The 24,745-nt window shown below is 66.5% G+C and carries 21 protein-coding genes and 1 pseudogene; 11 read left to right on the top strand and 11 right to left on the bottom strand.

Going from position 1 to position 24,745, the window contains the following annotated elements:
* Positions 1 to 18: 18 nt before the first annotated feature.
* The 3 genes from ACWV8V_RS11645 to ACWV8V_RS11635 form a co-directional block, all read right to left on the bottom strand.
* Positions 19 to 375, bottom strand: coding sequence for a hypothetical protein (locus tag ACWV8V_RS11645; RefSeq protein WP_259260753.1), 357 nt, complete (start codon positions 373 to 375; stop codon positions 19 to 21).
* Between the two features lie 87 nt (positions 376 to 462).
* Positions 463 to 2,046, bottom strand: coding sequence for a DNA recombination protein RmuC (rmuC, locus tag ACWV8V_RS11640; protein ID WP_455899795.1), 1,584 nt, complete (start codon positions 2,044 to 2,046; stop codon positions 463 to 465).
* Between the two features lie 37 nt (positions 2,047 to 2,083).
* Entirely contained in the window at positions 2,084 to 3,091 is a 1,008-nt protein-coding gene (locus ACWV8V_RS11635; RefSeq protein WP_259260751.1) for a zinc-binding alcohol dehydrogenase family protein, read from the bottom strand.
* Between the two features lie 90 nt (positions 3,092 to 3,181).
* On the opposite strand from ACWV8V_RS11635, the pseudogene ACWV8V_RS11630 reads away from it, so the two are divergent.
* The 3 genes and pseudogenes from ACWV8V_RS11630 (at position 3,182) to ACWV8V_RS11620 (ending at position 5,334) form a co-directional block, all read left to right on the top strand.
* Positions 3,182 to 4,152, top strand: a pseudogene (locus ACWV8V_RS11630) (LysR family transcriptional regulator).
* A gap of 13 nt (positions 4,153 to 4,165) precedes the next feature.
* Entirely contained in the window at positions 4,166 to 4,792 is a 627-nt protein-coding gene (gene leuE / locus ACWV8V_RS11625) for a leucine efflux protein LeuE (RefSeq protein WP_259260749.1), read from the top strand.
* Between the two features lie 185 nt (positions 4,793 to 4,977).
* On the top strand, positions 4,978 to 5,334 hold the full coding sequence (locus ACWV8V_RS11620; RefSeq protein ID WP_121043696.1) for a hypothetical protein: 357 nt from the start codon (positions 4,978 to 4,980) through the stop codon (positions 5,332 to 5,334).
* A 10-nt stretch (positions 5,335 to 5,344) separates the two neighbouring features.
* On the opposite strand, the gene ACWV8V_RS11615 is transcribed toward ACWV8V_RS11620, so the two are convergent.
* Complete coding sequence (locus tag ACWV8V_RS11615; RefSeq protein WP_259260748.1) at positions 5,345 to 6,244, bottom strand: LysR family transcriptional regulator; 900 nt, start codon at positions 6,242 to 6,244, stop codon at positions 5,345 to 5,347.
* Positions 6,245 to 6,345: 101 nt separating this feature from the next.
* On the opposite strand from ACWV8V_RS11615, the gene ACWV8V_RS11610 reads away from it, so the two are divergent.
* From ACWV8V_RS11610 to ACWV8V_RS11600, 3 genes are all read left to right on the top strand, one after another.
* Entirely contained in the window at positions 6,346 to 7,341 is a 996-nt protein-coding gene (locus ACWV8V_RS11610) for an aldo/keto reductase (protein WP_455899794.1), read from the top strand.
* Between the two features lie 100 nt (positions 7,342 to 7,441).
* Complete coding sequence (locus ACWV8V_RS11605; RefSeq protein ID WP_455899793.1) at positions 7,442 to 7,852, top strand: hypothetical protein; 411 nt, start codon at positions 7,442 to 7,444, stop codon at positions 7,850 to 7,852.
* A gap of 146 nt (positions 7,853 to 7,998) precedes the next feature.
* Complete coding sequence (locus ACWV8V_RS11600) at positions 7,999 to 9,411, top strand: amino acid permease (protein WP_123730938.1); 1,413 nt, start codon at positions 7,999 to 8,001, stop codon at positions 9,409 to 9,411.
* Positions 9,412 to 9,537: 126 nt separating this feature from the next.
* Here the strand turns inward: ACWV8V_RS11600 and ACWV8V_RS11595 are convergent, their stop codons facing one another.
* Together ACWV8V_RS11595 and ACWV8V_RS11590 are read right to left on the bottom strand one after the other, a co-directional pair.
* Entirely contained in the window at positions 9,538 to 10,791 is a 1,254-nt protein-coding gene (locus ACWV8V_RS11595; RefSeq protein WP_455899792.1) for a dipeptidase, read from the bottom strand.
* Between the two features lie 180 nt (positions 10,792 to 10,971).
* A complete protein-coding gene (locus ACWV8V_RS11590) occupies positions 10,972 to 12,141 on the bottom strand; it encodes a class I SAM-dependent rRNA methyltransferase (RefSeq protein WP_121043714.1) in 1,170 nt (389 codons plus the stop codon).
* A gap of 415 nt (positions 12,142 to 12,556) precedes the next feature.
* Between ACWV8V_RS11590 and ACWV8V_RS11585 the strand changes: the two genes are divergently transcribed.
* Together ACWV8V_RS11585 and ACWV8V_RS11580 are read left to right on the top strand one after the other, a co-directional pair.
* Entirely contained in the window at positions 12,557 to 13,516 is a 960-nt protein-coding gene (locus ACWV8V_RS11585; RefSeq protein WP_070474178.1) for a TerC family protein, read from the top strand.
* 97 nt (positions 13,517 to 13,613) lie between these two features.
* Positions 13,614 to 14,396 carry a rhomboid family intramembrane serine protease gene (locus ACWV8V_RS11580; RefSeq protein WP_259260740.1) on the top strand — a complete coding sequence of 261 codons (783 nt, stop codon included), beginning with the start codon at positions 13,614 to 13,616 and terminating at the stop codon, positions 14,394 to 14,396.
* 49 nt (positions 14,397 to 14,445) lie between these two features.
* Here ACWV8V_RS11580 and ACWV8V_RS11575 read toward each other — a convergent pair whose 3' ends face one another.
* From ACWV8V_RS11575 to rpmH, 5 genes are all read right to left on the bottom strand, one after another.
* Positions 14,446 to 15,501 (bottom strand): glycerophosphodiester phosphodiesterase, encoded by a 1,056-nt coding sequence (locus tag ACWV8V_RS11575; RefSeq protein ID WP_259260795.1) that lies wholly within the window; start codon positions 15,499 to 15,501, stop codon positions 14,446 to 14,448.
* Between the two features lie 136 nt (positions 15,502 to 15,637).
* Positions 15,638 to 16,981, bottom strand: a complete 1,344-nt coding sequence (gene mnmE / locus ACWV8V_RS11570) for a tRNA uridine-5-carboxymethylaminomethyl(34) synthesis GTPase MnmE (RefSeq protein ID WP_259260739.1) — start codon at positions 16,979 to 16,981, stop codon at positions 15,638 to 15,640.
* Positions 16,982 to 17,089: 108 nt separating this feature from the next.
* On the bottom strand, positions 17,090 to 18,787 hold the full coding sequence (yidC, locus tag ACWV8V_RS11565; RefSeq protein WP_088435262.1) for a membrane protein insertase YidC: 1,698 nt from the start codon (positions 18,785 to 18,787) through the stop codon (positions 17,090 to 17,092).
* A complete protein-coding gene (gene rnpA, locus ACWV8V_RS11560; RefSeq protein WP_121043725.1) occupies positions 18,787 to 19,278 on the bottom strand; it encodes a ribonuclease P protein component in 492 nt (163 codons plus the stop codon). The genes yidC and rnpA overlap by 1 nt, the downstream gene beginning before the upstream one ends.
* A 5-nt stretch (positions 19,279 to 19,283) precedes the next feature.
* On the bottom strand, positions 19,284 to 19,424 hold the full coding sequence (gene rpmH, locus ACWV8V_RS11555) for a 50S ribosomal protein L34 (protein WP_006404565.1): 141 nt from the start codon (positions 19,422 to 19,424) through the stop codon (positions 19,284 to 19,286).
* Positions 19,425 to 19,677: 253 nt separating this feature from the next.
* Between rpmH and dnaA the strand changes: the two genes are divergently transcribed.
* From dnaA to recF, 3 genes are all read left to right on the top strand, one after another.
* On the top strand, positions 19,678 to 21,012 hold the full coding sequence (gene dnaA / locus ACWV8V_RS11550; protein ID WP_261997923.1) for a chromosomal replication initiator protein DnaA: 1,335 nt from the start codon (positions 19,678 to 19,680) through the stop codon (positions 21,010 to 21,012).
* 276 nt (positions 21,013 to 21,288) lie between these two features.
* Complete coding sequence (gene dnaN, locus ACWV8V_RS11545; RefSeq protein ID WP_455899791.1) at positions 21,289 to 22,389, top strand: DNA polymerase III subunit beta; 1,101 nt, start codon at positions 21,289 to 21,291, stop codon at positions 22,387 to 22,389.
* A 1,148-nt stretch (positions 22,390 to 23,537) separates the two neighbouring features.
* A complete protein-coding gene (gene recF / locus ACWV8V_RS11540) occupies positions 23,538 to 24,635 on the top strand; it encodes a DNA replication/repair protein RecF (protein WP_455899790.1) in 1,098 nt (365 codons plus the stop codon).
* Positions 24,636 to 24,745: the final 110 nt, after the last annotated feature.

The raw sequence follows: 24,745 nt of genomic DNA, 5'->3' as shown, positions 1-24,745 counted from the left end.
AGCCGTGCCGTGGGGCGGTCAGTCGACGCAGATCGTGCCCAGGGTCACGCCGCCATCGATGCGCTGGCGGCAGCCGAAGTTCTGGCTGACATCGCGCTGGCAGACGCCACGCGCGGCCGTTCCCGGTGCGGCATCGCCGGTGGCCAGACACTGGCCACTGCAGTCGGCCTTGGCGCTGCAGGCCTTGCCGGCATCGGCGTAGGGCACCACGCACTGCACGCGCTGCAGGCGGCCCAGCGGCTGCAGGCTGCCACCGGCGGCGGTGCATTCGGCGGCGCTGGGCGTTGTCGGTGTCGCTGCGGTGGTGTCTGCAGGTGGGGTACTGCTGCACCCGGCCAGGGCGAACAGGAGGGACAGCATCAGGGGCAGGCGCATCGGCGGTTCCTTGAAAGGACGGAAGAAGGCAGGCAAAAGAACGTGCCACGCAGCATGCGCGATCGCGTGCATGCGCGGCGTCGGCGCTTAGTCCTGCGCGGCGCTGGTTTCGTCGCCGGCCACGTCCTCGTCCTCGCTGCTCATATCGCCAAGCAGGTCCTGGGTCTGTTCACTGCCCAGCGTTTCCACGCTGCGCAGGCGGCGCTCGATGGTGCGCGTCTTGCGGCTGGCTTCGCCGAGGCTGCGGCCGACCGTGGTGATCTGCTTCTCGGCCTTTTCCAGGATGCCGGCGAACTTGCCGAACTCGCTCTTGACCGCACCGAGCAGGCCCCACACTTCACTGGAGCGCTGTTCGATGGCCAGCGTGCGGAAGCCCATCTGCAGGCTGTTGAGCAACGCGGTCACGGTGGTCGGGCCGGCCACCACCACGCGATGGTCGCGCTGCAGCAGGTCGATCAGGCCAGGGCGGCGGATCACTTCGGCGTACAGGCTTTCAGTGGGCAGGAACATCACCGCGAAATCGGTGGTGTGCGGCGGGGCGATGTACTTGTCGCAGATCGATTTGGCCTGGATGCGGATCGCGCGCTCGAGCTGCGCGCCCTGCACGCGCACACCCTCGACGTCGCCCTGCTCCTGCGCATCGAGCAGGCGCTCGTAATCCTCGCGCGGGAACTTGGAATCGATCGGCAGCCACACCGGCGTGTCTTCATGGCCGCGGCCCGGCAGGCGCACCGCGATATCGACGATCTCGTTGCTGTCCGGGCGTACTTTGACGCCGCGCGCGTACTGCTCCTGGGTGAGCGTCTGCTCGAGGATGTTGTCCAGCTGCACTTCACCCCAGCTGCCGCGGTTCTTGACGTTGGTCAGCACGCGCTTGAGGTCGCCCACGCCGGTGGCCAGCTGCTGCATCTCGCCGAGCCCGCGCTGGACCTGCTCCAGCCGCTCGGAGACCAGCTGGAACGAAGCGCCCAGCCGCGTTTCCAGGGTGGTCTGCAGCTTCTCGTCCACGGTCACCCGCATCTGGTCGAGCTTCTCGGCGTTGTCGCTCTGCAGGCTCTTGAGCTGCTGCTCGAGCGTGGCGCGCATCTCGCCGATACGCTGCTCGTTGCGCTGGGTCATCTCCTGCAGGCGCAGGCCCAGCGATTCACCCAGGCGCTGCTGGGACTGACCGGTTTCCTCACGGCCCAGGCGCGCGTCTTCGGCCAAGGCCTGGCGCAGCGCGGCCATGTGGCTGTCGGTACGCGTGGTCAGTTCCACCAGCTGCTGGCCGAACGCTTCGATGCGCGCCTGCTGCTGTTGCCCGAACGCTTCCAGCTGCGCACGCACTTCCTGCATGCGCAGGGCCAGCAGGTCGCCGGTGCGCTGCTGGCTGAGCGTGCTTTCCTCGCGTGCCTTGCGCGCGTCTTCACCGAGCGCATCGCGCAGCAGGTCCAGGCGCTGGTCGGTGCGGGTGGACAGATCGGTCAGCGCGCGCGCGAAACTTTCCAGCCGGGCATCCTGCTGGCGGCCCAGGCCTTCGAGCTGCTCGCGCAGTTCGCTGCGGCCGACCCGCGCTTCCTCGCGCAGGGTCTGTTCAAGGTCGCCATGGCCGGAACGCCGCAGCAGCGCGAGCAGCTGCAGCACGAGGACGGCACACACCAGGCCGCCAAGGATCAGAGATTCGGTTTGCATGCGCCAAGTGTAGGCCGCGGCGGTCTCATTGGCTGCGTCAGAACCCTTCGAGCACGAGCTTGCCGCGCGCGCGGTGGCTCTCGATCAGGGCATGCGCCTGGCGCAGGTTGGCGGCGTTGATGCGGCCGTAGTGTTCGCCGAGCGTGGTGCGCAGCACGCCGGCATCGATCAGCGCGGCGACGCGCTCGAGCAGCTCATGCTGGCGCTGCACATCGGGCGTGTTGAAACTGGAGCGGGTGAACATCGATTCCCAGTGCAGGGACAGGCTCTTGCGCTTGAGCGCCATCACATCGAGCTGGCCGGGATCGTCGATCAGCGCCAGCTGACCCTGCGGCGCGAGCACCGCGACGATCTGGTCGTAGTGCTGGTCGGTATGGGTCAGGCTGGCCACATGGCTGACCTCGGCGATGCCCAGGCGCTGCAGGCCTTCGCCGAGCGGCTGGGTGTGGTCGATCACATGGTGCGCGCCCAGCGCGTAGACCCAGTCCTGGGTATCCGGGCGCGAGGCGGTGCCGATCACCGTCAGGCGGGTCAGCTGGCGGGCCAGCTGGACCAGGATCGAGCCGACGCCACCGGCGGCGCCGATCACCAGCAGGGTCTGGCCTTCGCCGCCGTTCTCGGCGATCCGCAGGCGGTCGAACAGCAGTTCCCAGGCGGTGATCGCCGTCAGCGGCAACGCCGCCGCGGCGGCGTCATCCAGGCTGGCCGGCTTGTGGCCGACGATGCGCTCGTCCACCAGCTGGTATTCGGCGTTGCTGCCGGCACGGCCGATCGCACCCGCATAGAAGACCGCGTCGCCGGGCTGGAACAGCGTCACCTCATCGCCCACCGCATCCACGATGCCGACCGCGTCGAAGCCCAGCACGCGTGGCTCGGTGACCGCCACGCCGGTGCGGACCTTGGTATCGACCGGGTTCACCGAGATCGCGCGGACCTCGACCCGCAGGTCGCGCGGGCCGGGGGTGGGGATCGGCAGGGTGATGTCCACCAGCGCGGCGGGGTCGCTGATCGGCAGGCCATGCTGGGTATAGGCGACAGCTTTCATCGGGGGAGATCCAGTGGGGAAGACGGACAGCCTGCGCTTCACGGCGGGGTGGAGAAAGGCGCAAAATCGGGCAGCACTTTCACAGCAGGAATGAAAATGGTCCGGTTCGATGACCTCACCCTGTTCGTCCGCACCGCCGCGCTGGGCAGCTTTTCCAACGCCGCGCGCGAGGCCGATCTGCTGCCCGGCCAGGTTGCTGCGGCGGTGGCGCGGCTGGAACGCGAGCTGGACCTGCGCCTGTTCGTGCGCTCCACCCGCAGCCTGCGCCTGACTGCCGAGGGCGCGCTGTACCTGCCCTATGCGCAGGAGGTGCTGGCCGCGCTGCGCGAGGGCGAGGCCCGGGTGCGTGGCGAGGATGCCGAACTGCGCGGCACGCTGCAGGTGGCCGCACCCTCGGATCTGGGCCGCAACCTGCTGCTGCCATGGCTGACCGAGTTCCGCGCCGCGCATCCGAAGCTGCAGCTGCGCCTGCAGGTGTCCGACCAGGTTGCCGATGTGTTCCGCGACCCGGTCGACATCGCCTTCCGCCTGGGCCGCTTCGACAACGCCAGCTATGTCGCCCTGCCGCTGCTGCCCGGCAATCGCCGGGTACTGGCCGCGTCACCGGATTACCTGGCCCGGCACGGTGCGCCGGACAGCCTGGAGGCGCTGAAGGAGCACCACTGCCTGCTCTATCAACTCGCTGGGCGGGCCTACGACCGCTGGAGCTTCGAGGCCGATGGCCGGCGCACGGTGATCCCGGTGCGCGGCAACATGGTCTGCGACGATGCCGACGTGGTCCGCCGCTGGGCAGTGGCGGGGGAAGGCATCGTCTTCAAGTCGTGGCTGGATATCTGCGCCGATGTGCAGGCCGGGCGCCTGCAGGTGCTGCTGGGCGGGGCCGGCGACAGCCTGCCGTTGAACCTGGTGTGCCCGCACCGCAAGCAGTTCTCGCCGGCGATCCGGCAGCTGCATGCGATATTCGCGCAACGGCTGCAGCCGCTGCTTGCCGGGTTGCCGGCCGGCGCGCGCTGACGCTATCGCCCGGCGCGCGGCTGCCGGACAATGCCCCTCCCCCGTAGTCGAGTCGCCGCCATGCCGTGGATGGGCATCCAGGATCTGTGGACCTTTGTTGCTGCCGTGCTGGTGTTCCTGGCACTGCCGGGCCCGGGCACCTTCACCCTGCTCACCGCCACCGGCCGTGGCGGCGTGCGCGGCGGGTACACGGCGCTGTTCGGCCTGCTGCTGGGCGACCAGATCCTGATGTGGCTGGCGGTGGCCGGTGTGGCGGCGCTGCTCAAGGCCAACCCGCTGGTGTTCCACGCGGTGCAGTACCTCGGCGCGGGGTACCTGGTGTGGATCGGCATCGGCCTGTTGCGCCAGCCGCGCGCCCAGGGCGAGGAAGGTGGCATCCGCCTCACGCCGGGCCACTACTTCCGCCAGGCGGTGCTGATCAACCTGCTCAACCCGAAGGCGATCATCTTCTACATGGCCTTCCTGCCGTTGTTCATCGATCCGGCACGGCACCAGGGTGTGGTGACGTTTGCGACCATGGCGCTGATCATCTTCGTCATGGGGCTGGCCTACTGCTCGGTGCTGATCGGGGTGGGCAACCTGCTGCGCCGCCGGATTCTGCAGCACCCGCGTGTCGGGCTTTGGCTGAGGCGGGTGGCGGGGGTGTTCCTGGTCGGGTTCGGTGTGCGGCTGGGCGTGAGCGGCTGAGCCCTTGCAGGCAAGCGTGGTGCACGACGACAGCGCGCGTCGCGTTCGGCCGCGGATAGGCAGCATCATCGCGACGCTCGGTTTTCATTCAAACATTCAGATTCCCCTGCGTACCGGCGAGGTGTCCAATCGGCGCCATCGTCCAACGTCGCCTCACCGGCGCGTGCGCAACACTGCGGGGACCCATGCCGCCACCTGTCTACTTCGTGCAGCACCTGAGCGGTCATGACGAGCGCCTGCTCGGCATGCACACCCGGCGCATCGATCTGGCCCATCCAGCCGTGACCCGCATCGTCGCGGGGCTTCAGCCGCTGGACCGGATCGATCTTCGTACGTGCCTGTTCGACTGCCACGCCAGCCTGGTGCTTGGGCTGCGCCATCGCATCGCCGAGGCCGAAGCGGCGGCGCAGGGCTGGCGTCTGTTCGATGCCAACGGCGTGTTGTGCTGCAAGCGCTTCCCCGGGGATGCGCAGGTGATCTATCCACAGGGCCATCCACCGCAGGCAGACTGGGCACGCGCCCTGCTGCCCGGCACCGGCTGAGCCGCACGCGTCAGCGCCGCATCGCCTCACGCAGATGGTCGATGAACACCCGCAGCTTGGGTGCCATCTGCTCGCGTGCCGGGTAGTAGAGGTGGAAACCGGCGAACGGCTGCTGCCAGTCCTGCAGCACGCACTGCAGCCGGCCGGCCGCCACATCGCCGGCGTACAGCGCCTCGAACCCCTGGGCAAGGCCCATGCCCCGGGTGACGGCGGCATGGATCAGCCCGGCGTCGTTGAACACCAGCCGACCCGCCACCTCGACCTCGAAATCGCGCCCCTCGCCGGTGAACTCCCACGCCATCCGCCGGCCGGTGCTGAGCCGGTGCACGATGCACTCGTGCCCGACCAGGTCGGCCGGGGTGGCAGGCACGCCGTGCGTGGCCAGATAGTCCGGCGTGGCCACCACCACCTGGCGTTCCAGCGGCCCGATCGGCACCGCGATCATGCCGCGGGCGAGGCTTTCGCCCAAGCGGATGCCCGCGTCGAAGCCGCCGGCAACCAGATCGGTCAGCGCGGTTTCCACGAACAGCTCCACCTCGATCTGTGGATAACGCGCCAGGAAGCCGGACAGGTGCGGGAGCACCAGCAGTTCAGCAGCGATCCGCGGCACGTTGATGCGCAGCTTGCCGGCGGGGACATCGCGCACCTGGTCCAGGTCGTCGAACGCGGCATCGATCCGGGCCAGGCCCTCGCGTACCTGCGCCAGGAAGCGCGCGCCCTGCTCGGTCAGGCCGACCCGGCGCGTGGTCCGTTGCAGCAGCCGCACGCCAAGGTGGGCCTCCAGCGCGCGCACCGTCTGCGAGAGCGCCGAGGGCGATACGCCCAGCTCGTCAGCGGCCCGGGTGAAGCTGGCATGGTGCGCGACGCGGGCGAACGCGGCTACGGCAGGCAGGGGATGCTGGGCGCTCATTGTGAAGACTGGCTTCAAGGACGATGCAGGAGCAGCCAGTTTATCCACATAGTCCGCAGGAGGATGCTGGTCCTGTTCCTTCCCTTCCCCCGGAGTACCGCATGCAGACCCGTACCCTTGGCCGTGATGGCCCCACCGTTTCCGCGCTCGGCCTGGGCTGCATGGGCATGAGCGCCTTCTATGGCGGCCGCGGCAGCGATGCCGACGCGATCGCGGTCATCCACCGCGCGCTGGAGCGCGGCGTCACCCTGCTCGACACCGCCGACATGTACGGTCCGCACACCAACGAGGTGCTGGTCGGCAAGGCGATCGCCGACCGCCGCGACCAGGTGTTCCTCGCCACCAAGTTCGGGATCAAGCTGGAGCCGAGCGATACCGCCGCGCGCAGCGTCGATGGCCGCCCGGAGTACGTGATCGCCGCCTGCGAGGCCAGCCTGCAGCGTCTCGGCGTGGACCACATCGACCTGTACTACCAGCACCGCGTGGACGGCACGGTGCCGATCGAAGACACCGTGGGGGCGATGGCGCGGTTGGTCGAACAGGGCAAGGTGCGCTTCCTCGGCCTCTCCGAAGCCTCGGCCGGCACGATCCGCCGCGCCCATGCGGTGCATCCGATCACCGCGGTGCAGACCGAGTACTCGCTGTGGTCGCGCGATCCGGAAGACAACGGTGTACTGGCGACGGTGCGCGAGCTCGGCATCGGCTTCGTGCCTTACTCGCCATTGGGCCGTGGCTTCCTGACCGGCGCGATCCGCAGCCCGGCCGATTTCGACGCCGATGACTACCGCCGCCAGTCGCCGCGCTTCCAGGGCGAGAACTTCGAGCGCAACCTGGCCCTGGTCGACGCGGTCACCGCGATGGCCAAGACCCAGGGCGTGAGCCCCGGGCAGCTGGCCCTGGCCTGGGTGCTGGCGCAGGGCGAAGACCTGGTGCCGATCCCGGGCACCAAGCGGCTGGCCTATCTGGAAGAAAACCTCGGCGCGCTGCAGGTGCAGCTCAGTGCCGACGAACTGGCCCGGATCGATGCGATCTTCCCGGCCCATGCCGCCGCCGGCCCGCGCTATGCCCCTGCGGCCATGGCGACGTTGAACCGCTGATGTCCACCGGCCGGATCGGCATGTTCGATCCGGCCGACGCGTCGCTAACCCTGCGTGAGGAGGACAATGGCCCTCTTTCTCTTTGGATGGACCCTGCCCCATGCGCTGGCTCGCCCCGCTGTTGCTGCTGCTGGCCATCGCGCCGGCGCACGCCGATGAGATCCGCTGCCTGACCGGTGGCAGCCGCCAGCAGATCCACCTCGAATGGAAACTCCCCGAGGGCACCGCGGACGGTGAGCGGGTCAGCCATGTGCGTTACGCCGGCAAGACCGCGTGGTTGCGGCTGACCCTGGCCTCGCAGGAGAGCACGGTGCTGGCCGAGGACCGCCCGTGGCAGTTCGACACGGTGTGGGACGAGCACCTGGACGGCAGGGTCATCGGCCACTATGCGATCAGCTCGCAGGGCGCGCGCATCTATGGCTTCTCCTATACCAACGCGCGTACGGGCCAGCAGACCGCGTTCGGTGAAGACGTCGGTGCGATCACCGACACCGGCTGCCATTGGGAATGAGCGTCCGGCCTTTGTGCCGCTTTCGTCACCTTCGCCTCAGTCATGCGGGCCGTGCAGCCGCTTACGACGCTTGGCAGTAGTAATGCTGCGCCGCGTTCGGTAAAACTCGCAGACTTGTCGTTCACAGTCATCCACCGCGAGGCCCCATGTCATTGCTCCGGCGCAAGTCCCTAGACACTGTCACCGTCCATGAAGCCGGCAGGCAACTGATCCCGACCCTGAGTTGGCCGCACCTGATCGCGCTGGGCATCGGCGCCATCGTCGGCACCGGCATCTACACCCTGATCGGTGTCGGCGCGAACCTGGCCGGCCCCGCGGTGCTGATTTCCTTCGCCATCGCCGGCGCGGTCTGCGCCTGCGCGGCCCTGTCCTACGCCGAGCTGTCGACGATGATGCCGGCCGCCGGCAGCGCCTACACCTACAGCTACACCGCCCTGGGCGAGGTGGTGGCCTGGGTGGTCGGCTGGAGCCTGATCCTGGAGTACTCCCTGGTGGTGAGTACGGTCGCGGTCGGGTGGTCCGGCTACGCGGTCGGCTTCCTGCACGGCTTCGGGATCGACCTGCCCTTGATGCTGACCGCCGGCCCCCACGTGGAAGGCGGCTTCATCAACCTGCCGGCAGTGCTGATCACCTTCCTGGTGGCCGGCATGCTGATGGCCGGCACCAAGGAAAGCGCGACCCTCAACGCGGTGCTGGTGGTGATCAAGATCATCGCGCTGACCGTGTTCGTGGCCATTGCGATGCCGCACTTCGACACCAGCCACATGGAGCCGTTCATGCCGTTCGGCTTCGTCAAGTCGCTGGGCGCCGATGGCGTGGAACGCGGGGTGATGGCGGCCGCCGCGATCATCTTCTTCGCGTTCTACGGCTTCGATGCGATCTCCACCGCCGCTGAAGAAACCAAGAAGCCCGAGCGCGACCTGGCGATCGGCATCATCGGCTCGATGGTCGGTTGCACCATCATCTACGTGCTGGTGGCGCTGGCCGCCGTGGGTGCGATGAGCTACACGATCTTCGGCCAGAGCGCCGAGCCGCTGGCGCTGATCCTGCGCGAGCTGGGCAGCCCGGGCGCGGCCAAGTGGATCGGCGCAGCGGCGGTGATCGCGCTGCCGACCGTGCTGCTGGCCTTCCTGTACGGCCAGAGCCGCATCTTCTTCGTCATGTCGCGCGATGGCCTGCTGCCGCGTGGCCTGTCCAAGGTCAGCGCGCGCACCGGCACGCCGGTCGCCACCACGCTGTTCACCGCCGTGCTGGTTGCTGCGCTGGCCGGCGTGGCACGTCTGGATGAGATCGCCGCGCTGGCCAACGCGGGCACCTTGGCCGCGTTCACCGCGGTGGGCCTGTGCCTGGTGGTGCTGCGCAAGCGCGAGCCGAACCGCGTGCGCAAGTTCCGCACGCCGCTGGCCTACGTGGTCGGCCCGCTGGCGATGATCGGGTGCGTGTACCTGTTCTTCAGCCTGCCGAGCACGACCCAGCTGTACTTCCTGGGCTGGAACGTTCTGGGCCTGATCGCCTACTTCGCTTACGGGCGTCGTAATGCGGTGCTGGGCAAGCGCTGAGAGATCGCGCCGGCCACCGGGCCGGCGATGACCGGGTGTGGGAAAGGCAGGCCCTGGGCCTGCCTTTTTCTTTGCGGGCGCTGGTGAAGCCGCGCTGCCGGGCAGCGCGCGTGATGCCCCCTGTACTCAGGGCTTCGCGGCGGCGGCAACCTTGGCCGCGTGATCCTGCGCCTGCTGCATGACGCGCAGCAGATTGCCGCCCCAGATACCGGCGATCTGTTTCTCGCTGTAGCCCTTGCGCAGCAGCCACGCGGTGATCTTCGGCAGCTGGCTCACGTCGGGCAGATCGGCCAGGCCACCGCCGCCATCCCAGTCCAGCCCGATGCCCACGTGTTCGGGGCCGACCACGTTGAGGATGTGCTCGAAGTGGGCGAAGAAATCGTCGAGCGTGGCCTTGCGCAGCGCAATGCGCTGGTCGATCTCCTCCAGCCCCTTCTTCAGCGCGACGCCCTGCTGGATGCTCATGCCGTCGTAATCGGTGCCCAGCTGCGCCATCAGCGCCGTCTCGGCCGCCTTGCGCGCCTCGCTCTTGGCGGTGTCGATCAGATAGCCACCGTAGGCGTTGACCTGGATCACGCCGCCGGCCTTGGCCAGCTGCTTCAGACGCGCATCATCGAGGTTGCGCGGATGGTTGTAGATCGCCTTGGCCGAGCTGTGCGAAAGCACGAACGGCACCGGCATGCGCTCGATCAGATCATCGAACACCGCATCGGCGGCATGCGACTGATCGATGACGATACCCAGCCGCACCGCTTCATCCACCAGCGCCTTGCCGGCCGGACTCAGGCCCTTCCACTCGGCACCCTTGGGATCGGTAGCCGAATCGGCGAACTCGTTGTTGGCGAAGTGCACCGTGCTGAGCAGGCGCAGGCCGGCCAGGTGGTAGTAGCTGAGCAGCGTGGGATCGTCGACCAGCGGGCTGGCGTTCTCCATGCTGATGTAGACCACGCGCTTGCCGGCGGCCTTGATGCGCGCGGCATCGGCGGCGGTCAGCGCGAGCTGGAAGGTGTCCGGATGCGCGGCGAGCATCTCGCGGATCTCGGTCAGCCGCAGCAGGCCGGCATCGCGGTCATGCTGGTGCGCCTGCGCGTTGCGGTCGCCCTGATCGGTGTAGATCGCCCAGAAGCCGCCATCCAGCGCGCCTTCGACCATGCGCGGGTAATCCACCTGCGACAGCGCGTTATGGTCGTGCCGCTGGGTGATGTCGAAGCCGTCGCGGTGGAAGTTGGCCGGTGTATCCAGATGGCTGTCCAGCGTCAGCAGCCGCTGCTGCAGCGCGGACGCCTTGGCCAGTTCCTGCGGGGTGAACGCGATCGCGTGGGCGGCCAGCGGCGTGCACAACGCCAGCGAGACCAGCAAAGACAGACTGCGCAACGTCATGACGCCTCACCTTGGATGGGAAGCGTCAGACCATAGCGCCGAGAGGACAACAAACGGTAGTGCCGGCCGCTGGCCGGCTGCCCGCGACAATCGGAGACCAGGAGGAGCCGGCCAGCGGCCGGCACTACCCGATGCCTAACGTGGCCGGAATTCCGGACGTGGCCGGAATTCCGGTGCGGATCAGTCCACCACGCGGCAGAACACGGCCTTGAGGTAGCGCGATTCCTGCACGTGGGCCATGAACGGGTGATCCGGACCGGCGCCCGCCACCTTCAGGATCTGGATGGTGCGGCCGGCGTAGAACGCAGCGCGGCGCAGCATGTCCAGGAACTGGTCTTCGGCCACCAGGCCGGTGCACGAGAACGTGGCGAGCAGGCCACCGGGCTTGACCACCCCCAGCGCCAGCTTGTTCATGTCCAGGTACTTCTTCAGCGCGGTGATGACCTGGTCGCGGTCGCGGGTCATCTTGGCCGGATCGAGGATCACCACGTCGAACTTCTCGCCGCGGTTGGACGCATCGCGCAGCCACGGGAAGATGTCGGACTGGATGAACTTCGGGCGCACGTTGTTGAGCTTGGCGTTGCCCTTGGCGATGGCGATCACGTCTTCATCGATGTCGATACCGACCACCTCGGCCGCACCGCGCGCGGCGGCATACACCGCAAAACCACCGGTGTTGCAGCACAGGTCCAGCACGGTCTTGCCTTCCACCTGCTGGCTCAGCCACTGGCGGTTCTCACGCTGATCGGCGAAGAAGCCGGTCTTGTGCGCACCGGCCGGGTCGGCGCGGAACTTCACGCCGTACTCGGTGATCACCGAGGCTTCGGTGGTGGTGTTGCCGTGGAAGTCGAAGCTTTCCTGCTTCTGCACGTGTTCGTCGGCGAAGCTGTGGAAACGGCAGCCCGGGAACTGTTCGCGCAGGGCTTCATACACCCACTCGCGGTGGCGGAACATGCCGGCGGCGAAGAATTCGACCACGACCAGGTCGCCATAGCGGTCCACGACCAGGCCGGACAGACCGTCGCCTTCGCTGTGGACCACGCGCCAGGCATCGGAGATCTCATCCAGCTTGAGCACCTCACGACGCAGCGACACCGCCTGGGCGATCTTGCGCGAGAACCAGCCGGCGTCGACCGGGATGGCCTGATCGGTCTCCAGGATGCGCACGGCAATGCGCGAATGACCGTTGTAGAAGCCCCGCCCGATCCACTCCCCGTCCACGCCGACGACGTCGACGATGGCACCGGGTTTGGGACGGACGGCCGGCTTTTCGACCAGTTTCTGGAAGATCCACGGGTGGCTGGAGCGCCAGGCGTTCTTGAGGCGGACAACGGGGGCAGGGGTATTCATGGGCGTATTGTAAACGGGAAGCCTGCAGCCCTCGGCGCTGGGAGCGACGCCGCTGGCGCTCTGGTAGTGACGGCCGCTGGCCGTCAGCGCGGTAAACCCGGCCGCTACGTGGTTGACGGCCAGCGGCCGTCACTACCGGTTGGGGTATTTGGTTCAGCAGCACCGGGGCATGGAAAGGATTTGACGCCGGCCCCGGCACCCCGCAGAATCGGCCTCAGAAGGGGAGTAGCTCCCAGACGTTGTCGCCGTCAATTCGAGCCCGCAGGCTCCGGTGCAACGGCAGTCCCACCCATCGGGACTGCGAGCGAGACCTTCGCCGTATGGCGAAGCTCTGTCCCTGGATCCCCCCGATCCTCCGTTGCAGATCCTCGCCATCCGGCTTGAGGCACTCTATTTTTTCCAACGGATAAACCCAATGCAGACGATCGGTAATGTGTGGTTGTGGGGCGGCTTCGGCGCGGTGGTGATCATCGCGCTGCTGGTCGATCTCGTCTTGATGCGACACGGCGGCCCACACAAGGTCACCTTCAAGGAAGCCCTGTGGTGGTCCATCGGCTGGGTTGCCCTCGCCCTGGCCTTCAACGGTGGCCTCTGGTACTACCTGAACGAGACCGCCGGCCAGGTGGTGGCCAACAAGGTCGGCCTGGAGTTCCTGACCGGTTACCTGGTCGAGAAAGCCCTGGCCGTGGACAACATCTTCGTGTTCCTGATGATCATGGGCTACTTCGCGGTGCCCGAGGAACAGCGCCAGAAGGTGCTGATCATCGGCATCCTGGGCGCGATCGTGCTGCGTACGATCATGATCTTCGCCGGCAGCGTACTGCTGACCAAGTTCCACTGGCTGCTGTACGTGTTCGGCGCGTTCCTGCTCTTCACCGGCTGGAAGATGTGGTTCTCGGCCGGCAGCGAGCCGGATCTTGAGACCAACCCTGCCCTGCGCTGGATGCGCAAGCACCTGCGCCTGCTGCCCGACTATGCCGGCAACGCCATGAGCGTCATGCGCGATGGCAAGCGCTGGTTCACGCCGCTGTTCGTGGTGCTGATCCTGATCGCGGTGACCGACGTGATCTTCGCGGTGGACAGCATCCCGGCGATCTTTGCGATCACCACCGACCCGTTCATCGTGCTGACCTCCAACGTCTTCGCGGTGCTGGGCCTGCGCGCGATGTTCTTCCTGCTGGCCGGCATGGCCGATCGCTTCCACCTGTTGCCGTACGGCCTGGCCCTGGTGCTGGCCTTCATCGGCATCAAGATGATGCTGATCGACCTCTTCAAGATTCCCACCCCGATCTCGCTGGGTGTGGTGGCGGTGATCATCGCCGCGACCGTGGTGCTGAGCCTGAAGAACCCGCCGAAGGAAGGCGGCCACGCCTGACCGACCGTGCCGCCTGCGGGATTGTCCCGCAGGCGGTACCTCTCTCTCCCACGACGTTGCCCTTGTGTTCATCCGGGGCGACGCCATCCCTAAGGGTATGAACGCCAACCTGCCCCAGCCCACCGGCGCGCCGCCGGTCCCGTCCCGCAACGACCGTGGTGGTGTACTGCGGGCGTTCAACCTGAGCCTGGCCTTCGTGCTGCTGCTGGTCGCGGTGTATACCGCCCAGGGCCACTTCGACTGGCGTCCGTGGGCGGTTGCCCCGCTGGACAAAGCCGGCCTGCTCGGCATTCTCGGTGCACCGCTGCTGCACGGCTCGATCCAGCATCTGGGTGCCAATGCGGCAGCCCTGCTGATCCTCGGCACTCTGGCCGGCAGCGTTTATCCCAAGGCCACCGTGCGCGCGCTGCCCCTGTTGTGGGTCGGCTCGGGGCTCGGTGCCTGGCTGCTCGGCGATCTGGGCAGCCGCCATCTGGGCGCCAGTGGCATCACCCACGGCCTGATGTTCCTGGTGTTCGTGCTCGGCCTGCTGCGCCGCGACCGGCCAGCGATCGCCGCCGGGCTGATCGCCTTCCTGTTCTACGGCAGCATGCTGCTGACCATCCTGCCGCACGAGCCGGGCGTGTCCTGGCAATCGCATATGGGCGGTGCCTTCGCCGGCATCATCAGCGCGCTGCTGTTCCGCCTCTCCGACCCGATGGCGCCGCGCAAGCGCTACAGCTGGGAGGACGAGGAAGAGGACGACATCGACACTGCGCGCGACGCCGATCTGGAACCGCCCTCCCCGACCCGCGTGCCGGTGCTGTGGCAACCGCGCGAGGGCCGCGACTTCGTGGTGCTGCCGTTCCGGCGGCGCGATGAAGGGTCATCGCTGGACTGACCGGCAGCGCCATCTGATTACATGCCTCGCATGGCGTGGCTCTACACGCTCAGGGGTTCGCTGCGGTCGTGCCATCCCCATCCACCGCACGCCGGCCCAGCGCCGGGTCATCGGTGAAGAAGGCATCGATGCCGGTGGCCAGGTAGGCGCGCATCTCGGCGACCGAGCCTTCGGCATTGCGGGCATTCGGCTCGCCGCTGCGGAACTCCGCGGCCTGGAAGTAGTTTTCCGGCCGGAACGTATACGGCACCACCATCAACCCGGCCGCATGCGCATCACGCACCAGCGAGGTCGGGGTGCCGAGCTTCCCCTGCGCATCCAGTGGAATGACCATGCGCAGACTCGGGCCGATGCCGTCGGCGTAGGTTGCGACCTCGCGCAGTCCCGCCGGGGTGATCAGGTCGGCATAGCGCTGGTTGCCCTTGGCGGCCAGCACGTCACCGGGCTGCTGCTTGGGATCGCCGAGCAGCTGCAGCAGGCGGATATTGCTGTCGCGGCCGAGCTTGCCGCGCAGGTAACGCAGGTTGCCGACCTCGAAGGACTGGATCGTCACCGGTGCCACGCGCGTGTAGGCGTTGCCCTGCAGCGCGGCGACCACCTTGTCTTCCATCGGCAGGCCGATGCGCGTGAAGTAGGTGCCGTGCTTGATCTCCGGCACCAGCCCGATGCCGCGGTTGGCGCGGCCGGCCTGCTGCACCAGGAAGGCGATGATCTCGTCCAGCGTGGCGATGCGGAACTGGCCGTCGAAGGCGGTGCTGCGCAGCTGTGGCAGGCGCTCGCGGGCGTACAGCGTCTTCAGCTCGGCCAGGGTGAAGTCTTCGGTGAACCAGCCTTCGATGCGCTCGCCGTCGATGGTCTTGACGGTCCTGCGGCTGGCGAACTCGGGATGCGCAGCCACATCGGTGGTGCCGCCGATCTCGTTCTCGTGGCGCGATACCAGCACGCCGTCCTTGGTCATCACCAGGTCCGGCTCGATGTAGTCGGCGCCATCGGCAATGGCCTGCGCATACGCGGCGAGCGTGTGCTCGGGCAGCAGCGCACTGGCGCCGCGGTGGCCGTAGACGGCGGCCTTGGCCGGCGTGGAGGAAGACGATTCAGCGCTCATGGCCACCGATGGTGCCACGGCCAGCGACACCAGCAACACACATCCCCACAACTGCTTGGACACTGCAAATCCCTGTCGATAAAGAACCCGGTCAGTCTGCTGCAAGGCTGTGACAGCGCGAAGAAAGGCCGCGTGCCTACTTCCCGATGCAGAAGCTCGAAAAAATCCGCCCCAGCAGATCATCGGCGCTCATCCGCCCGGTGATCTCGCCCAGCGCCTCATGCGCCAGGCGCAGTTCCTCGGCGGCCAGCTCCAGGTGCTCGTGGACGAGCTCCGATTCGGCGCGCTCGGCATGGCCGATGGCCTGGCTGATCGCCTCCACATGGCGGGCACGCGCGGAGAACTCGCCGTCCACGCTGTCGCCGGCGCTGCCACTGGCCAGCGCGCGCAGGCGCGCGTGCAGCTGATCCAGGCCGAGGCCGGTCGCGGCCGAGACATGCACCACGTCCGCAGGGGCGTCGGACGGGATCGCGTCCAGCAGGTCGCTCTTGTTGTGGATCCACAGCTGCTGCGGCACCTCGGCGATGCTGTCGCCCACCGCGTCGCGGCCGGCCTGCGGCTCGCGCGCATCGACCACCACGATGGCCAGGTCGGTGCGCTGCATTTCTTCGCGGGCGCGGCGCATGCCCTCGCGCTCGATCGCATCGCCGCCTTCGCGCAGACCGGCGGTGTCGACCAGGGTCAGTTCCAGACCGTCGATGCGGATGGTCTCGCGCAGGGTGTCTCGGGTGGTGCCCGCGATGTCGGTGACGATCGCCCGCTCGCTGCCGGCCAGCGCATTGAGCAGCGAACTCTTGCCGGCGTTCGGCGGCCCGACCAGCACGGCGTGCAGACCGTCGCGCAGTTTGCGGCCGCGTTCGGCATCCTCGCGCAGCCGGATCAGCGCCTGCAGCGCGGTGACCAGGCCACTGCGGACCTGCGCGCCGCCGAGGGTATCGAGCGGTTCGTCGGCGAAGTCGATCGCTGCTTCCACGTGGATCCGCAGCAGAACAAGCTGTTCTGCGACCTCGTCCACGCGGCGCGAGAAGACCCCGTCCAGCGAGCGGCGGGCCGCGCGCGCTGCGCGGGTATCGCTGGCGGCAATCAGATCGGCAATCGCCTCGGCCTGGGCCAGGTCGAGCTTGCCGTTGAGGAAGGCCCGCTCGCTGAACTCACCCGGCCGCGCCTGCCGAGCCCCCAATGCGATGCAGCGCGCGACCAGCTGCTGGAGCACCACCGGGCTGCCATGCCCCTGCAGTTCCACCACTTCTTCCCCGGTGAAGCTGTTCGGGGCGGGAAACCACAGCGCGATACCGTCATCGATCACCTCGCCGCCCGCATCGCGCAAGCGCGCGTAATGCGCGTGCCGCGGCTGCATCGCGCGCACGCCGATCGCCTCGGCGATGGGCCGCGCCTGGGGGCCGGACAGCCGCAGCATGCCGACGCCGCCCGCGCCGGGCGCGGTGGCGATGGCCACGATGGTGTCGGGGGCATGGGTCATGTCGGGCTCACTGCAGGGTGCGGGGAATCAGGGGGCATTCTACGGACCGCACGGTTGGCCGGGCCGCAGATGCAGGAAACCCGCCTTGCGGCGGGTCTCCTGTGTGGCTTACTTCTTGGCGGTGACGACCGGCAGCGGATCGCTGCCATGACGCTTGGTCATCCACCACTGCTGGAGCAGGCCCAGGCCACCGTTGACGACCCAGTACAGCACCAGACCGGACGGCATGAAGGCCATCATGACGCCGAACACCAGTGGCATCAGCTGCATCATCTTGGCCTGCATCGGGTCCATGCCCGGCGCCGGGGTCAGCTTCTGGGTGGCCCACATCACCGCCACGTTGATCACCGGCAGGATGAAGTACGGGTCACGTGCGGTCAGATCCTGGATCCAGCCCAGCCACGGGGCCTGGCGCAGCTCCACCGATTCCACCAGCACCCAGTACAGCGCGAAGAAGATCGGCATCTGGATGAGGATCGGCAGACAGCCGCCCATCGGGTTGATCTTCTCTTTCTTGTACAGCTCCATCATCGCGGTCTGGAACTTCTGGCGGTCATCGCCATAGCGTTCCTTGAGCTGCGCGATGCGCGGCTGGAAGCGACGCATCTTGGCACCGGACTTGTACTGCACGGCCGAGAGCGGATACAGCACCAGCTTCAGCAGCACCACCAAGCCGACGATCGCCCAGCCCCAGTTGTTGACGACCTTGTGGACCTGGTTGAGGACCCAGAACAGGCCCTGGCCGATGATCGCCATCAGCGAGAAGCGGCTGTAGTCGACCACGCGGTCCAGACCCTTCACGTCTTCCTTGGCGATCAGGTTGACCAGCTTCGGGCCGACCCACAGGCGGGCTTCGGTGCTGACCTGCTGGCCCGGGGCCACGGTGAAGGCCGGGCCACGCGCTTCGATCTGGTCACGGCCGTTGTTCTGCGCCAGCGAGTACTGCGCGGCCTGGTCGGCCTGCGGAATCCACGCGGTGAAGAAGTGGTGCTGCAGCATCGCCAGCCAGCCGCCGGTGATGGTGCGGTTGAGGTGACCGTCGTCCAGGTAATCCTTGAACGCGCGACGCTCGTAACCGTCCTGCGGGCTGAACCAGGTCGCGCCGTTGAAGCTGAACGAGTCCGGGTTGGTCATGCTGCGCGAGAGGATGGTCGGGGTGCGGTCCAGGGTGCGGAACACGTAGCCGCTCCACGGGGCGCTGCCGCCGTTGACCACTTCATCCTTCACCGTGATCGCGTACTCGTTGCGACCCAGCGAGTAGGTGCGGCGGATGGTCACGCCGTTCGGGCCGGTCCATTCGAAAGGCACCGTGACCTCATCCTGGCCCTTGGCCAGCACGAAGTCGTGGTTGTCACCGACCAGCTTGAAGCCGTTGGCGGCCGGCACCGGCATGGTCTTGTCTTCGCTGATCCAGCCACTCACCGCGCGGTACGGGTGGGTCGCTTCTTCAGTCAGCAGGCGGACCGGCGGGCTGCCTTCTTCCTTGGTCTGCGGGAACTGCAGCAGCTCGGCATCCAGCACCGTGCCACCGTCCAGCACCAGACGCAGGACGTCGGTGGTGATGGTCACGCGGGCCGGACCGGCCTCGGTCTGTGCGGCCGGCTGTGCCGCCGGCAGGGAACCGTCTGCCTGGGGCACGGGCGCACCGGGGATGCTCCCGGCAGCCGCACCCGGCACGCTGGCCTGGGTAGTCTGGGTGGCCACGGCCGGGGTCGGCGGCGCGGCTTTATCGCGGCCCCACTCCATCCACAGCAACACGGCCACCATCAGCCAGGCAAAAATCAGGAAAACGCGGGTCTGGTTCATCAGCGTGCAGGCTCGACGGGGCCGGCACGCAATGCCGGCTCGGACTGGGAAAGGGGTGCAACGCCCAGGGGCGGCGGCATTGTGCCGTCCGCGCCCGGCATGGGCAATGCGCCAAGGCGGCGCAACAGGCGTTCAAAGGCCTGGCGGATATCTGAATTGCTGGCGGTACGGGCGGCACTGCGGGCAACGACGACGTAATCGCCGGCACTCATCCACGGCCGTACGTGGCGTGTGGCATCGCGCAACACACGCTTCACTCGGTTGCGACCCACGGCTCGGGGATCGACTTTGCGCGACACCGCAAGACCCAACCTGGCTGGCGTATCGCTCTTCAGCCAGTGTAGGGTCATCAGCGGATCGGACACACGGCGGGCGCCGTTGAAGACCGTTGTATATTCGGCACGCGTACGAACCCGCGCAGAGCGAGGAAATCGCTTGCGCGGGTCGGAACTGCTCACAGTCAGGATTGCGTCTGCCGCGGAAAGCGGCATTGCAATCAAGCGCTCAGGACTTTACGGCCCTTGGCGCGGCGACGCGACAGGATCTTGCGGCCGTCAGCGGTCTTCATACGGGCACGGAAGCCATGGTCGCGCTTACGCTTGAGGTTGCTGGGTTGGAAAGTGCGCTTGGTGGCCATGCGGGCCTCTATATGAAGGGGACGGAAAGAACCGGAAATTCTATAGACCTCATTGAGGTCCCGTCAAGTGTCTGTCACTACGGGAATTCACCGGGCTGTGCAATAGCTGTGGATCGTTTTGTGAATAACTTTGGGACAACCATTCCCGGCCCCCCTCGTCGGTGGTAGTCTGCGCCATCCATTCTTCCCCCCTTCCGGCCTGCGGTGCGGCGCTTTTGTTCGCCTATCCGCTGGCCCCAGACGATTATTGCCGATGGATGCCTGGTCTCGTTCTCTCGAACGCCTCGAAGCGGAGTTTCCGCCCGAGGATGTTCACACCTGGTTGAAGCCGCTGCAGGCAGATCTGCGCGCGGACAGCCTGGTGCTTTATGCGCCAAACGCCTTCATCGTCGACCAGGTGCGCGAGCTGTATCTGCCGCGCATCAAGGAACTGCTGGCGCACTTCGCCGGTTTCGGCGACGTTTTTCTTGAAATCGGCTCGCGTCCGCGTCCGGTAGAGGCGCAGATCGCGCCTATTCCGGGCCTGTCCGCACCGGCGGCGCCGGCCGAACCCATGGTGCCGTTCGCCGGCAACATGGATTCGCACTACACCTTCGCCAACTTCGTGGAAGGCCGCAGCAACCAGCTGGGTCTGGCCGCGGCGTTCCAGGCGGCGCAGAAGCCGGGCGACCGGGCCCACAACCCATTGCTGCTGTACGGCGGGACCGGCCTGGGCAAGACCCATCTGATGTTCGCGGCCGGCAATGCGATGCGTCAGGCCAACCCGGCGGCCAAGGTGCTGTACCTGCGTTCGGAACAGTTCTTCAGCGCGATGATCCGTGCGCTGCAGGAAAAAACCATGGACCAGTTCAAGCGCCAGTTCCAGCAGGTGGACGCGCTGCTGATCGATGACATCCAGTTCTTCGCCGGCAAAGACCGCACCCAGGAAGAGTTCTTCCACACGTTCAACGCCCTGTTCGACGGCAAGCAGCAGATCATCCTGACCTGCGACCGGTACCCGCGCGAAGTCGAGGGCCTGGAAGCACGGCTGAAGTCGCGCCTGGCCTGGGGCCTGTCGGTGGCGATCGAGCCGCCGGACTTCGAGACGCGCGCAGCGATCGTGCTGGCCAAGGCCCGTGAGCGTGGCACCGATATCCCCGACGATGTGGCGTTTCTGATTGCCAAGAAGATGCGCTCCAATGTCCGCGACCTCGAAGGTGCGTTGAATACCCTGGCCGCACGCGCCAACTTCACCGGCCGTGCGATCACCACTGATTTCGCCCAGGAAACCCTGCGCGACCTGCTTCGCGCCCAGCAGCAGGCGATCAGCATTCCCAACATCCAGAAAACCGTGGCCGACTACTACGGGCTGCAGATCAAGGATCTGCTGTCCAAGCGTCGGACCCGATCGCTGGCCCGTCCCCGTCAGGTTGCCATGGCCCTGACCAAGGAACTGACCGAGCACAGCCTGCCGGAAATCGGCGACGCCTTTGCCGGCCGGGACCACACCACGGTGCTGCATGCCTGCCGGCAGATCCGGACGTTGATGGAAGCGGACGGCAAGTTGCGGGAAGACTGGGACAAGCTGATCCGGAAGTTGAGCGAATGATGCATGTACGCCGCTAAGGCGTCATCGCATAAAACGGTGCAGAATCCGGTAGTAAGCGAGGTATAGGTTGTGGATAAAAAAGCCGGCGGATTCGACGGTAAAGTTATCCACACCTTTCCCCACCCCTTGGGGGCTAGTAATGCAGAGGGTTTCGCGGTCAAAAACCCTATTGTTTACAAAGGCTTAGTCGTGTTTTCCCGCGATTCTGGCCCTACCAGCACCACCAAGCTTTTGATTTATTCCACATTTTTTTAAAGCATAGGGGCACGGAACCACATGCGTTTCACACTGCAGCGCGAAGCCTTTCTCAAGCCGTTGGCACAAGTCGTCAACGTGGTCGAACGCCGCCAGACCCTGCCGGTTCTGGCTAATTTCCTGGTTCAGGTCCAGAACGGACAGCTGTCGCTGACCGGCACGGACCTGGAAGTGGAAATGGTGTCGCGGATCGCGGTGGAAGATGCCCAGGACGGCGAGACCACCATCCCCGCCCGCAAGCTGTTCGAGATCATCCGCGCCCTGCCCGACGGCAGCCGGATCACCGTCTCGCAGACCGGTGACAAGATCACCGTGCAGGCCGGGCGCAGCCGCTTCACCCTGGCAACGTTGCCGGCCAACGACTTCCCGTCTGTCGACGAAGTCGAAGCCACCGAGCGCGTGGCCATCGGCGAAGCGACCCTGAAGGAGCTGATCGAACGCACCGCGTTCGCGATGGCCCAGCAGGACGTGCGCTACTACCTCAACGGCCTGCTGTTCGACCTGCGCGGCGATGCCCTGCGTGCCGTGGCGACCGACGGTCACCGCTTGGCGCTGTGCGAAACCGAGCTGGAAAAAGCCAGCGGCGCCAAGCGTCAGATCATCGTGCCGCGCAAGGGCGTGACCGAGCTGCAGCGCCTGCTGGAAAGCGGCGATCGCGAGATCGAGCTGGAAGTCGGCCGCAGCCACGTTCGCGTCAAGCGCGACGATGTGACCTTCACCTCCAAGCTGATCGACGGCCGGTTCCCGGATTACGAGGCTGTGATTCCGATCGGTGCCGACCGCGAAGTGAAGGTGGATCGCGAAGCGCTGCGTGCCTCGCTGCAGCGCGCCGCGATTCTGTCCAACGAGAAGTACCGCGGCATCCGCGTGGAAGTCTCGCCGGGCAACCTGAAGATCAGCGCGCACAACCCGGAGCAGGAAGAAGCCCAGGAAGAGATCGAGGCCGATACCACGGTCAGCGATCTGGCGATTGGCTTCAACGTGAACTACCTGCTGGACGCGTTGTCCGCCCTTCGCGACGAGCACGTCGTGATCCAACTGCGCGATTCGAACTCCTCTGCCCTGGTCCGTGAGGCCAGCAGCGAGAAGTCGCGTCATGTGGTGATGCCGCTGCGTCTCTGACCGGAGACGTGCAGGTTCCACGTGGAACCGAGTGGTTCTGAGAAGCCCGGCATTGCCGGGTTTCTTTTTGGGCGGGAGAACGATGTTCCACGTGGAGCATTTTTTTTGCGGTTGAGCTTTGGCTGCAGCCGGAATGTTCGTCTGATCCTTTGCCGACCCAGCCCAACTGTCGTGAGACCGATGCCAAGCAGCGAGTCGGCGGTTGGGAACGAGCCCCACTAGGTGATAACCCCGTTTTGCGCCCCTGGTCCTTCGGTTGGTGCGGCAACCGCAGGGTCAGCGGATGACTGGCGATGGACCGCTGCCGTGCGTGTCTATTCTGCATGCGTTAACCGAGCCAATGGCGCGAATTGCTCGACCGCTCCGAAGTACTGCGGTACCCGGCGTTTTGACCGCTGGATCACAGCTCTATGCTCTTAAAAACTGTATATAAATCTAAAGCTTGGTGGTGGTGGTAGGGCCAGATTTGGTTGAAAAGTAGGTTAAGCGGTTGTTTTTTATGAGAAATATAGGCTCGAAACCCCCGGTAAAACAGGGTCTGAGCCTGGGGGTGATCCTGTGGATATCTTTCGAGGCAGTTCAAGAGGCCTTTTTTATCCACAGATTGCCCATAGGCTGTGCATAAGCCATACAGAGCGGGTGTGGACAGTCTCGTTTGGGTCTGCGCGCGTTGCTCGGGTTCTACGCTGGGGCGATTGAACCTCACGTCCAGATTTAAAAAAAAACAGGGCATCGGCCGCGTCCTGGCTTGCAAGGCGGGCAAAAAGCGGTACGAATTCGTTGAAATCTGCAGCACCTCAGTGCTGCGCAGGTCGCAGATTTGAAGAAATTCAGCCCCTCCGGCGGGCCATGCGGCGGTACACGGAGGTTTCACGTGGCGGTCCTGGCCGCGGCACTGACGTCGGCGGCCGACATCGCGCTTGTCTGGCCCAATGACCGTTTGCGCCACCCGAACTGGACGCATGGCAGACCGAGCCGCCACCGCGGGGAACACCGGGACAGGCCGATCGGCTCTTTCCGCCCTCGGCGACGGGTCAGGCACCCACCCGTGGCGCGCGGCGCATCCGGCCACGTGGAACCCGGGCAATGCAGTAAGCTGATCGATTCCCCCTACCCCTCTGCCGCCCCGTGCGGCGTTGATCGTCCGCATGCACATCCGCCGTTTGTCCCTGCACCAGGTCCGCCGCTTCGATACCGTCGAACTGGCACCACAACCGGGCATCAACCTGATTACCGGTGACAATGGCGCCGGCAAGACCAGTGTCCTGGAGGCGTTGCACGTCATGGCGTACGGCCGCAGTTTTCGCGGCCGTGTCCGGGATGGCCTGGTGCGACAGGGCCGGGAGGCGCTGGATGTGTTCGTGGAATGGGATGAGCAGCGCGAAGGTGCCGATACCCCGACCCGTCGCAAGGCCGGGCTTCGCCACAGCGGCCAGGAATGGAAAGGCCGGCTGGACGGGGAAGATGTCGCTCAGCTCGGGACGCTTTGTGCCGCACTGGCGGTCGTGACCTTCGAACCCGGTAGTCATGCGCTGGTAAGCGGCGGTGGCGAGCCGCGCCGACGCTTCCTGGATTGGGGTTTGTTCCACGTGGAACCAGACTTCATGGGTCTGTGGCGGCGGTACTCGCGGGCCCTGAAGCAGCGTAACGCCCTGCTCAAACAAGGCGGGCATCCGCACGCGCTGGATGCATGGGATCGCGAGCTCGCGGAGGCCGGCGAACCGCTGACCACCCGCCGCCAGCACTACCTGGAGCGGCTGCAGGAACGAACCGTGGAACTGGCGGCCGTCCTGGCCCCAAATCTGGGAATCCAGTCACTCAGCCTCAGCCCTGGCTGGCGGAAGCAGGAGGTATCGCTGTCGGACGCCCTGCTCCTGGCCCGGGAACGTGACCGCTTGGCTGGCTATACGTCAGTCGGCCCGCACCGGGCGGATTGGAGCGTCGGATTCGAGACCATTCCGGGCCGGGATGCGCTCTCGCGGGGCCAAGCCAAGCTGACTGCCCTTACCTGCCTGCTGGCGCAGGCCGAGGACTATGCCGAGCAGCGTGGCGAGTGGCCGGTGATCGCGTTGGACGATCTGTCGTCAGAGCTGGACCGGCATCACCAGGCGCGGGTGCTGGAACGGCTGAAGGCCGGCCCGGCGCAGATATTCATTACCGCCACCGAGGTACCGGCGGCGCTGGTCGACGCGACAGATATCACCCGGTTCCACGTGGAACATGGACAGGTCCTGCCTGTGCCATAGTGGTCCCCCAGGGGCCACGGTGCCCGGCTGGTATAATTGCTGTTGCAACCCCTTATTACTCGGCGCCCCGCCTCACCGCGGCGGACCGACCTGCGGAGCCTACGGCAAGC

The organism is Stenotrophomonas sp. Ker107b, assembly GCF_053847245.1.
This window is presented reverse-complemented; position numbering and strand designations above follow the sequence as displayed.

Coding starts and splice junctions, on each gene's coding strand:
- ACWV8V_RS11645 (WP_259260753.1), bottom strand. CDS start 375: ATGCGCCTGCCCCTGATGCTGTCCCTCCTGTTCGCCCTGGCCGGGTGC.
- rmuC (WP_455899795.1), bottom strand. CDS start 2,046: ATGCAAACCGAATCTCTGATCCTTGGCGGCCTGGTGTGTGCCGTCCTC.
- ACWV8V_RS11635 (WP_259260751.1), bottom strand. CDS start 3,091: ATGAAAGCTGTCGCCTATACCCAGCATGGCCTGCCGATCAGCGACCCC.
- leuE (WP_259260749.1), top strand. CDS start 4,166: ATGCCGTGGATGGGCATCCAGGATCTGTGGACCTTTGTTGCTGCCGTG.
- ACWV8V_RS11620 (WP_121043696.1), top strand. CDS start 4,978: ATGCCGCCACCTGTCTACTTCGTGCAGCACCTGAGCGGTCATGACGAG.
- ACWV8V_RS11615 (WP_259260748.1), bottom strand. CDS start 6,244: ATGAGCGCCCAGCATCCCCTGCCTGCCGTAGCCGCGTTCGCCCGCGTC.
- ACWV8V_RS11610 (WP_455899794.1), top strand. CDS start 6,346: ATGCAGACCCGTACCCTTGGCCGTGATGGCCCCACCGTTTCCGCGCTC.
- ACWV8V_RS11605 (WP_455899793.1), top strand. CDS start 7,442: ATGCGCTGGCTCGCCCCGCTGTTGCTGCTGCTGGCCATCGCGCCGGCG.
- ACWV8V_RS11600 (WP_123730938.1), top strand. CDS start 7,999: ATGTCATTGCTCCGGCGCAAGTCCCTAGACACTGTCACCGTCCATGAA.
- ACWV8V_RS11595 (WP_455899792.1), bottom strand. CDS start 10,791: ATGACGTTGCGCAGTCTGTCTTTGCTGGTCTCGCTGGCGTTGTGCACG.
- ACWV8V_RS11590 (WP_121043714.1), bottom strand. CDS start 12,141: ATGAATACCCCTGCCCCCGTTGTCCGCCTCAAGAACGCCTGGCGCTCC.
- ACWV8V_RS11585 (WP_070474178.1), top strand. CDS start 12,557: ATGCAGACGATCGGTAATGTGTGGTTGTGGGGCGGCTTCGGCGCGGTG.
- ACWV8V_RS11580 (WP_259260740.1), top strand. CDS start 13,614: ATGAACGCCAACCTGCCCCAGCCCACCGGCGCGCCGCCGGTCCCGTCC.
- ACWV8V_RS11575 (WP_259260795.1), bottom strand. CDS start 15,501: ATGAGCGCTGAATCGTCTTCCTCCACGCCGGCCAAGGCCGCCGTCTAC.
- mnmE (WP_259260739.1), bottom strand. CDS start 16,981: ATGACCCATGCCCCCGACACCATCGTGGCCATCGCCACCGCGCCCGGC.
- yidC (WP_088435262.1), bottom strand. CDS start 18,787: ATGAACCAGACCCGCGTTTTCCTGATTTTTGCCTGGCTGATGGTGGCC.
- rnpA (WP_121043725.1), bottom strand. CDS start 19,278: ATGCCGCTTTCCGCGGCAGACGCAATCCTGACTGTGAGCAGTTCCGAC.
- rpmH (WP_006404565.1), bottom strand. CDS start 19,424: ATGGCCACCAAGCGCACTTTCCAACCCAGCAACCTCAAGCGTAAGCGC.
- dnaA (WP_261997923.1), top strand. CDS start 19,678: ATGGATGCCTGGTCTCGTTCTCTCGAACGCCTCGAAGCGGAGTTTCCG.
- dnaN (WP_455899791.1), top strand. CDS start 21,289: ATGCGTTTCACACTGCAGCGCGAAGCCTTTCTCAAGCCGTTGGCACAA.
- recF (WP_455899790.1), top strand. CDS start 23,538: ATGCACATCCGCCGTTTGTCCCTGCACCAGGTCCGCCGCTTCGATACC.